Here is a 9,204-nt window from a genome sequence, read left to right on the forward strand (position 1 = left end):
CGGAGTTAGCACATTCCGCTGCCGGGTATTACCCCAGCAGCAGTGACCTGTTTGAGCGAGAATTACTCGTCTTCCAGTTCGATGTTGATACCCAGCGAACGAATCTCTTTCAACAATACGTTGAAGGATTCTGGCATGCCCGGTTCCATCTGATGGTTGCCGTCCACGATGTTCTTATACATCTTAGTACGGCCATTCACGTCATCAGACTTAACGGTGAGCATTTCCTGCAAGGTGTATGCTGCGCCGTATGCTTCCAGCGCCCACACTTCCATCTCCCCGAAGCGCTGACCACCGAACTGCGCCTTACCACCCAGCGGCTGCTGAGTAACCAGGCTGTAGGAACCGGTGGAACGAGCGTGCATTTTGTCGTCGACCAGGTGGTTCAGTTTCAGCATGTACATGTAACCTACGGTTACCGAACGTTCGAACTGTTCACCGGTACGGCCGTCAAACAGCGTGATCTGGCCGGAAGTCGGCAGGTCACCCAGTTTCAGCAGCTCTTTAATTTCCGCTTCTTTCGCACCGTCGAACACCGGCGTTGCGATCGGCATACCTTTGCGCAGGTTTTCAGCCAGACGCAGAACTTCTTCATCGCTGAAGGTATTCAGGTCAACTTTCTGACGAACGTCAGCGCCCAGATCGTACGCACGCTGGATGAATTCGCGCAGTTTCGCGACTTCCTGCTGCTGTTTCAGCATGGCGTTGATCTTATCGCCGATACCTTTCGCAGCCATACCCAGGTGGGTTTCCAGAATCTGACCGATGTTCATACGAGACGGTACGCCCAGCGGGTTCAGTACGATGTCTACCGGCGTGCCGTTTTCATCGTAAGGCATATCTTCGATCGGGTTGATCTTAGAAATTACACCCTTGTTACCGTGACGACCTGCCATCTTGTCACCAGGCTGGATACGGCGTTTAACCGCCAGATATACCTTAACAATCTTCAGCACGCCCGGTGCCAGATCGTCGCCCTGAGTGATTTTGCGGCGTTTCGCTTCGAGCTTTTTCTCGAACTCGTGTTTCAGTTCGTCGTACTGCTCAGCCAGTTGCTCCAGCTGATTTTGTTTCTCTTCGTCGGTCAGGCCCAGTTCCAGCCAGCGATCGCGCGGCAGTTTGTCGAGCTTCTCAGCTTCAACGCCACCGGAAACCAGCACAGCGTGGATACGGCTAAACAGGCCAGCTTCGAGGATCTGCAATTCTTCAGACAGGTCTTTCTTCGCCTGCTTCAGCTGCATCTCTTCGATTTCCAGCGCACGTTTGTCTTTTTCTACGCCATCGCGAGTAAAGACCTGAACGTCGATAACCGTACCGGAAACACCGTTTGGTACGCGCAGAGAAGAGTCTTTAACGTCAGACGCTTTCTCACCGAAGATCGCACGCAGCAGTTTCTCTTCTGGCGTCAGCTGGGTTTCACCTTTCGGCGTTACCTTACCAACCAGAATGTCGCCGCCGGTCACTTCCGCACCGATGTAAACGATACCGGATTCATCCAGTTTAGAGAGCGCAGCTTCACCCACGTTCGGGATATCAGCGGTGATCTCTTCCGGCCCCAGCTTGGTGTCACGGGACACACAGGCCAGCTCCTGAATGTGGATGGTGGTGAAACGGTCTTCCTGGACAACACGCTCGGAAACGAGGATGGAGTCTTCGAAGTTGTAGCCGTTCCACGGCATGAACGCTACGCGCATGTTCTGGCCCAGCGCCAGTTCACCGAGATCGGTGGACGGACCGTCAGCCAGCACGTCGCCGCGCTCAACCGGCTCACCCAGAGAAACACACGGCATCTGGTTGATACAGGTGTTCTGGTTAGAGCGGGTGTATTTGGTCAGGTTGTAGATGTCGATGCCTGCTTCGCCCGGGTACATCTCGTCTTCGTTAACTTTGATAACGATACGGGACGCATCCACGTACTGAACAGTACCGCCACGTTTAGCAACCGCAGTTACACCGGAGTCAACGGCAACAGCACGTTCCATACCGGTACCAACCAGCGGCTTATCAGCGCGCAGAGTCGGAACCGCCTGACGTTGCATGTTCGCACCCATCAATGCACGGTTGGCGTCATCGTGTTCCAGGAACGGGATCAGGGACGCACCGACGGAAACCACCTGCTGAGTGGAAACGTCCATGTAGTCGACCTGGTCGCGGCTGAACAAGCTGGATTCGCCTTTGCTACGGCAGGTAACCAGATCTTCTACAAAGTGGCCTTCGTCATCCAGGTTGGAGTTCGCCTGAGCGATAACGTAGTTACCTTCTTCGATAGCAGACAGGTAATGAATTTCGTCAGTCACCACGCCGTCGGTGACTTTACGATACGGAGTCTCAAGGAAACCGTATTCGTTAGTCTGTGCGTACACGGACAGGGAGTTGATCAGACCGATGTTCGGACCTTCAGGCGTTTCGATAGGACATACGCGACCGTAGTGGGTCGGGTGTACGTCTCGAACTTCGAAGCCTGCGCGTTCACGGGTCAGACCGCCTGGGCCGAGTGCGGAGATACGACGTTTGTGCGTAATCTCAGACAGCGGGTTGTTCTGGTCCATAAACTGAGACAGCTGGCTGGAGCCGAAGAACTCTTTCACTGCCGCAGAAATCGGTTTGGCGTTGATCATGTCCTGAGGCATCAGGGTATCCAGATCGCCCAGAGACAGACGCTCTTTCACCGCACGCTCAACACGCACCAGGCCAACGCGGAATTGGTTTTCCGCCATTTCGCCTACGGAACGGATACGACGGTTGCCGAGGTGGTCGATATCATCGACTTCGCCTTTACCGTTACGGATATCAATGAGCTTCTTCATCACGTCAATGATGTCGTCTTTGCTCAGGATACCGGAACCTTCAATTTCGTCGCGCAGCAGAGAACGGTTGAACTTCATACGACCAACCGCAGACAGGTCATAGCGGTCTTCGGAGAAGAACAGGTTCTCAAACAGGCTTTCAGCCGCTTCACGAGTCGGCGGCTCACCCGGGCGCATCATGCGGTAGATTTCTACCAGCGCGCTCAGACGATCGTTGGTCGGGTCGATGCGTACCGTTTCAGAAATGTACGGGCCGTGATCCAGATCGTTGGTGAACAGCGTTTCGATACGCTTGTGGCCAGACTGGCTCAGCTTCGCCAGCAGATCCAGGCTCAGCTCCATGTTCGCTGCGCAGATCAGCTCGCCAGTTGATTCGTCAACGTAGTCTTTAGACGCCACTTTACCCGCGATGTACTCAACCGGAACTTCGATATGTTTGATATCGTCTTTTTCCAGCTGGCGAATGTGGCGCGCAGTAATGCGACGACCTTTTTCGACGTACACTTTGCCGTTGGCTTCGATGTCAAAGGAGGCGGTTTCACCACGCAGGCGTTCCGGCACCAGTTCCATCTGCAACTTGTTGTCGCGGATCTCGAAGATCACTTTCTCAAAGAACAGGTCCAGGATCTGTTCAGTGGTGTATTGCAGTGCACGCAGAATGATGGTCGCAGGCAGTTTACGACGACGGTCGATACGGACAAACAGGTTGTCTTTCGGATCGAACTCGAAGTCCAGCCATGAACCACGGTAAGGAATGATGCGTGCGTTATACAGTACTTTACCGGAAGAGTGAGTTTTACCTTTATCGCTGTCGAAGAAGACACCCGGGCTACGATGCAGCTGGGAAACGATAACACGCTCAGTACCGTTGATAACGAAAGTACCGTTGTCGGTCATGAGCGGAATTTCGCCCATGTAGACTTCTTGTTCTTTAATGTCTTTTACGGTGCCTTCCGGCGCTTCGCGCTCGTAGATCACCAGACGCAGTTTTACGCGCAGCGGTGCGGAATAGGTCACGCCACGGATCTGACATTCCTGAACGTCAAACACCGGTTCGCCAAGGCGGTAGCTGACGTATTGCAGCTCGGAATTACCGCTGTAGCTCTGAATCGGGAACACGGAACGGAATGCAGCTTCCAGACCGTACTGCCCTTCAGGATCTTGCTCGATAAACTTCTGAAACGAGTCAAGCTGGATAGAAAGGAGATAAGGTACATCCAGAACTTGTGGACGTTTACCAAAATCCTTACGAATACGTTTTTTCTCGGTATAGGAGTAAACCATAGGGTTCCTCAGCTCGCTGACAAGTCGACCCATCTGTCCTGCGGAGGGACAGTTTGTGCAACACTATTTTGTTGACCGGAAAATGGAATACTTTCCGCAATGCCTGTTGCTATCACGCTTAAACCATTTCATTGCGATTTACACAGAACGGGCGTTCTGTCGCAGTATATTAAGTCGTCGATAGAAACAAGCATTGTCAGGACAACCAGTAGTCAAACAGTGTGAAACGCTACTGGCGCCTTACAGCGCAAAAAGGCTGGTGACTAAAAAGTCACCAGCCATCAGCCTAATTTCTTAGGCTGCAACCGGAAGGGTTGGCTTATTTAACTTCAACTTCAGCGCCAGCTTCTTCCAGAGATTTTTTCAGAGCTTCAGCGTCATCTTTGCTCACGCCTTCTTTCAGAGCGGCCGGAGCAGATTCTACCAGGTCTTTAGCTTCTTTCAGACCCAGGCCAGTCGCGCCACGTACTGCTTTGATAACAGCAACTTTGTTAGCGCCAGCAGCTTTCAGAATTACGTCGAATTCAGTTTTTTCTTCAGCAGCTTCAACCGGGCCAGCAGCTACAGCTACAGCAGCAGCAGCGGAAACACCGAATTTTTCTTCCATTGCAGAGATCAGTTCTACAACGTCCATTACGGACATAGCGGATACTGCTTCAATGATTTGATCTTTAGTGATAGACATTTAAATTGTTCCTGAATATCAGAATAAGTTTATACGTAAGCGGATGCGTTATAAAGATAACTGCGATTAAGCAGCTTCTTTCGCATCGCGTACAGCAGCCAGAGTACGAACCAGTTTGCCAGCCGAAGCTTCTTTCATGGTTGCCATCAGGCGTGCAATTGCTTCTTCGTAGGTCGGCAGAGTTGCCAGGCGGTCGATCTGAGACGCCGGGATCAGCTCACCTTCAAAGGCAGCGGCTTTGACCTCAAATTTTGCATTCGCTTTCGCGAACTCTTTGAACAGACGAGCAGCAGCGCCCGGGTGTTCCATAGAGTATGCAATCAGGGTCGGACCAACAAACGTGTCTTTCAGGCACTCGAACGGAGTACCTTCAACGACGCGGCGCAGCAGGGTGTTACGAACAACACGCATGTAAACGCCAGCTTCACGACCTGCTTTACGCAGTTCAGTCATTTTATCTACAGTTACGCCACGGGAATCCGCAACTACTGCAGACAGCGCGCCTTTGGCTACTTCGCTGACTTCAGCAACAATCGCTTGTTTGTCTTGAAGATTTAAAGCCATTAGCTTTGCTCCTGGATGTTTGCCAGAGCTCATGCTCTGGAACTCACTTCACTCTCCTCAACGAGGAGAGCGTCTTAATACGGTGAGCAGAAACAAGCCAGAGTATAAAAAATAATCTTAGCGTTCTGTCACCGTCTACGCAGGGCATTAAGTTTCTTACGAAACACCTGCGGTCTTCGACGGAGGCCTGGATAGGCCAGGCTCCAACGAACAAATCTTGTCTATGACTTCGCCCTTTGAACCGTAGCCGCGTTAGCTGCTACAATTCAAATGACTCGCATAGAGTTCTGTTTATTTCAACAGAAACGTGGGGGTAAGATTGTAGACAAAATCACCGCCCACGTAAAGGCGAATATTAGTTCGCCACAGTCGCAGTCAGACCGGACTGATCAACGGCAACGCCAGCACCCATGGTGGTGGAGATGCTAACTTTCTTGATGTACACGCCTTTTGCCTGAGTCGGTTTTGCTTTTTTCAGCGCAACCAGCAGAGCTTCCAGGTTTTCTTTCAGTTTGTCAGCGTCAAAATCCACTTTACCGATGGTGGTGTGGATGATGCCGTTTTTGTCGTTACGGTAACGAACCTGACCAGCTTTAGCGTTCTTAACCGCTTCAGCAACGTTAGGCGTTACAGTACCCACTTTCGGGTTCGGCATCAGGCCACGCGGACCCAGAACCTGGCCCAGCTGGCCAACAACGCGCATTGCATCCGGGGAAGCAATAACAACGTCAAAGTTCATTTCGCCTTTCTTGATCTGTTCAGCCAGATCTTCCATACCTACCAGTTCAGCGCCAGCAGCTTTAGCAGCTTCAGCGTTTGCACCCTGGGTAAATACGGCTACGCGAACAGAACGGCCAGTACCGTGCGGCAGTACAGTTGCACCACGTACGTTCTGGTCAGATTTACGCGCGTCGATGCCGAGGTTAACGGCAACGTCTACGCTTTCTACGAACTTAGCAGTGGCCAGTTCTTTCAGCAGAGAGATAGCTTCGTTGATGTCGTACTGTTTGGTCGCATCAACTTTCTCACGGATCACACGCATGCGCTTGGTCAGTTTAGCCATTTCTTAGTCCTCCACTACCAGGCCCATGGAACGTGCAGTACCTTCGATGGAGCGAGTCATCGCTTCAATGTCGGCACCAGTCATGTCGGCAGCTTTGGTCTGCGCGATTTCCTGCAGCTGAGCGCGGGAAATTTTACCTACTTTGTCTTTGTTCGGCTTGCCGGAACCAGACTTAATACCAGCCGCTTTCTTCAGCAGAACTGCTGCCGGAGGCGTTTTGGTAATGAAGGTGAAAGAACGGTCAGCGTAAACGGTGATAACAACCGGAATCGGCAGACCTTTTTCGATGGAATCAGTTTTTGCGTTGAACGCTTTGCAGAATTCCATGATGTTTACACCCTGCTGACCCAGAGCCGGACCTACTGGCGGACTCGGGTTAGCCATACCAGCTGCAACTTGCAGCTTGACGTAGGCTTGTACTTTCTTAGCCATTGCAATTTCCTCGTTTGGGTATAACGCCTGAAAACAGGCTCCCCGTGATATAAAAAAATCGTTTTACGGGCCAAGCCCATAAAAACAAAAGGCGCGAAATTGTATTCCAATCTCGCGCCTTGTGCAACGATTAAATCGCCGCTTTTTTGATCGCTGCTTAGGCTTTCTCAACCTGGGCAAAGTCCAGTTCTACCGGGGTCGCACGACCAAAGATAGAAACAGACACCTTCAGGCGGGACTTCTCGTAGTCCACTTCTTCAACAACGCCGTTAAAGTCAGCAAACGGACCGTCGTTAACACGAACCATTTCACCCGGTTCAAACAGCGTTTTCGGACGCGGTTTATCACCGACCTGTTGCAGACGGTTCATGATCGCATCAACTTCTTTGTCGCTGATTGGCGCCGGACGGTCAGACGTACCGCCGATGAAGCCCATCACACGCGGAACACTGCGCACCAGGTGCCAGCTTGCGTCGTTCATCACCATCTGAACCAGGACGTAGCCCGGGAAGAATTTGCGCTCGCTTTTGCGACGCTGGCCACCACGGATTTCGACCACTTCTTCGGTCGGCACCATGACTTCACCAAACAACTCTTCCATATTGTGTAATTTGATATGCTCACGTAGCGATGTTGCTACGCGGCCTTCAAAACCGGAAAACGCCTGAACGACGTACCAGCGCTTTTTAGGAGCTTCAGACATCTCAGAACCTCAGGCCAGTGATAAAGGATACCAGGCGAACCAGAATACCATCCAGTCCCCACAGGATCAGTGACATTACTGCGGTAACCGCAGCCACAATCAGCGTGGTGTGCAATGTTTCCTGGCGAGTCGGCCAAATGACCTTACGGACTTCGGTACGCGCTTCACGGGCAAAAGCAACGGTTGCTTTACCTTTTGTCGTCAACAGCGCGACACCACCCGCTGCAGCAATCAGAATTACTACGGCCAGCGCACGCAGCGGCAGCATCATGTCGCGATAGAGGTAGTTGCCCACAATAGCCACAAGCAGCAATGCGACAACAACGACCCACTTCATCGCTTCCAGGCCGCGCCCGCTTCCTTGAGCTTCGGTATTCGCACTCATAAACCAACCTGTCAGAAGTATTCTACAAACATTTTCACCCCGCGTATGCGAGGCAATCCAAACCGAAATGCTCTGTGTTGCGTTTCGGACTAAACGCCCTCAGCAGAGCCTGTCTCAGCAATGATTATGACAAAAAAAATCACTGATGAGCCAGGTTCTGATGTGAAAGCGTGCAAAAAGGGCATCAAATGATGCCCTTTTATTGCGCATTGCGTCAAATGTTATCAGCGATTAGCCGAGAACTTTAGCAACCACGCCTGCGCCAACAGTACGGCCGCCTTCACGGATTGCGAAACGCAGACCGTCGTCCATCGCGATCGGGTGGATCAGGGTAACAACCATTTTGATGTTGTCGCCCGGCATTACCATCTCTACGCCTTCCGGCAGTTCGATGGTGCCAGTCACGTCAGTTGTACGGAAGTAGAACTGCGGACGGTAGCCTTTGAAGAACGGAGTATGACGGCCGCCTTCGTCTTTGGACAGAATGTACACTTCAGATTCGAACTTGGTGTGCGGCTTGATGGTGCCCGGCTTAGCCAGTACCTGACCACGTTCGATTTCTTCACGTTTGATACCACGCAGCAGAACACCTACGTTCTCACCAGCACGGCCTTCGTCCAGCAGTTTGCGGAACATTTCAACGCCAGTACAGGTAGACTTCGCAGTCTCTTTGATACCAACGATTTCAACTTCTTCGCCCACTTTGATGATACCGCGCTCTACACGACCGGTAACAACGGTACCACGACCGGAGATGGAGAATACGTCTTCGATCGGCAGCAGGAACGGCTTGTCAATCGCACGCTCTGGTTCCGGGATGTAAGAATCCAGGTAGCCAGCCAGTTCGATGATTTTCGCTTCCCACTCAGCTTCGCCTTCCAGCGCTTTCAGAGCAGAACCACGAACGATCGGCGTGTCGTCGCCCGGGAAATCGTACTGAGACAGCAGTTCACGCACTTCCATCTCAACCAGTTCCAGCAGCTCTTCGTCATCAACCATGTCGCATTTGTTCAGGAACACGATGATGTACGGAACGCCTACCTGACGACCCAGCAGGATGTGCTCACGGGTCTGCGGCATCGGGCCGTCAGTCGCAGCAACAACCAGGATCGCGCCGTCCATCTGCGCAGCACCGGTGATCATGTTTTTAACATAGTCGGCGTGGCCCGGGCAGTCTACGTGCGCGTAGTGGCGAGTCGGGGTGTCGTATTCAACGTGAGAAGTGTTGATGGTGATACCACGAGCTTTTTCTTCCGGCGCGTTATCGATCTGGTCGAATGC

General features: G+C 52.1%; 8 protein-coding genes. All 8 read right to left on the reverse strand.

Going from position 1 to position 9,204, the window contains the following annotated elements; genetic code table 11:
• Nucleotides 1-62 precede the first annotated feature (62 nt).
• Nucleotides 63-4,091, reverse strand: coding sequence for a DNA-directed RNA polymerase subunit beta (gene rpoB / locus OGX81_RS00785; protein ID WP_024130652.1), 4,029 nt, complete (start codon nt 4,089-4,091; stop codon nt 63-65).
• Nucleotides 4,092-4,410: 319 nt separating this feature from the next.
• On the reverse strand, nt 4,411-4,776 hold the full coding sequence (gene rplL, locus OGX81_RS00790; protein WP_012133812.1) for a 50S ribosomal protein L7/L12: 366 nt from the start codon (nt 4,774-4,776) through the stop codon (nt 4,411-4,413).
• A gap of 66 nt (nt 4,777-4,842) precedes the next feature.
• Entirely contained in the window at nt 4,843-5,340 is a 498-nt protein-coding gene (gene rplJ, locus OGX81_RS00795) for a 50S ribosomal protein L10 (RefSeq protein WP_004097644.1), read from the reverse strand.
• A 355-nt stretch (nt 5,341-5,695) separates the two neighbouring features.
• Entirely contained in the window at nt 5,696-6,403 is a 708-nt protein-coding gene (rplA, locus tag OGX81_RS00800) for a 50S ribosomal protein L1 (protein WP_012133813.1), read from the reverse strand.
• Between the two features lie 3 nt (nt 6,404-6,406).
• Complete coding sequence (gene rplK, locus OGX81_RS00805; protein ID WP_012133815.1) at nt 6,407-6,835, reverse strand: 50S ribosomal protein L11; 429 nt, start codon at nt 6,833-6,835, stop codon at nt 6,407-6,409.
• 157 nt (nt 6,836-6,992) lie between these two features.
• Nucleotides 6,993-7,538 carry a transcription termination/antitermination protein NusG gene (gene nusG / locus OGX81_RS00810; RefSeq protein WP_003862341.1) on the reverse strand — a complete coding sequence of 182 codons (546 nt, stop codon included), beginning with the start codon at nt 7,536-7,538 and terminating at the stop codon, nt 6,993-6,995.
• Between the two features lies 1 nt (nt 7,539).
• On the reverse strand, nt 7,540-7,923 hold the full coding sequence (gene secE / locus OGX81_RS00815) for a preprotein translocase subunit SecE (protein ID WP_012133816.1): 384 nt from the start codon (nt 7,921-7,923) through the stop codon (nt 7,540-7,542).
• A 231-nt stretch (nt 7,924-8,154) separates the two neighbouring features.
• Nucleotides 8,155-9,204: elongation factor Tu (gene tuf / locus OGX81_RS00820; RefSeq protein ID WP_286470695.1), on the reverse strand; the 1,050-nt coding region annotated here is incomplete at its 5' end.

The organism is Citrobacter sp. CK206, from assembly GCF_030333125.1.
Taxonomy (GTDB): domain Bacteria; phylum Pseudomonadota; class Gammaproteobacteria; order Enterobacterales; family Enterobacteriaceae; genus Citrobacter_B; species Citrobacter_B koseri.

Coding starts and splice junctions, on each gene's coding strand:
- rplL (WP_012133812.1), bottom strand. CDS start 4,776: ATGTCTATCACTAAAGATCAAATCATTGAAGCAGTATCCGCTATGTCC.
- rplK (WP_012133815.1), bottom strand. CDS start 6,835: ATGGCTAAGAAAGTACAAGCCTACGTCAAGCTGCAAGTTGCAGCTGGT.
- secE (WP_012133816.1), bottom strand. CDS start 7,923: ATGAGTGCGAATACCGAAGCTCAAGGAAGCGGGCGCGGCCTGGAAGCG.
- rplA (WP_012133813.1), bottom strand. CDS start 6,403: ATGGCTAAACTGACCAAGCGCATGCGTGTGATCCGTGAGAAAGTTGAT.
- rplJ (WP_004097644.1), bottom strand. CDS start 5,340: ATGGCTTTAAATCTTCAAGACAAACAAGCGATTGTTGCTGAAGTCAGC.
- rpoB (WP_024130652.1), bottom strand. CDS start 4,091: ATGGTTTACTCCTATACCGAGAAAAAACGTATTCGTAAGGATTTTGGT.
- nusG (WP_003862341.1), bottom strand. CDS start 7,538: ATGTCTGAAGCTCCTAAAAAGCGCTGGTACGTCGTTCAGGCGTTTTCC.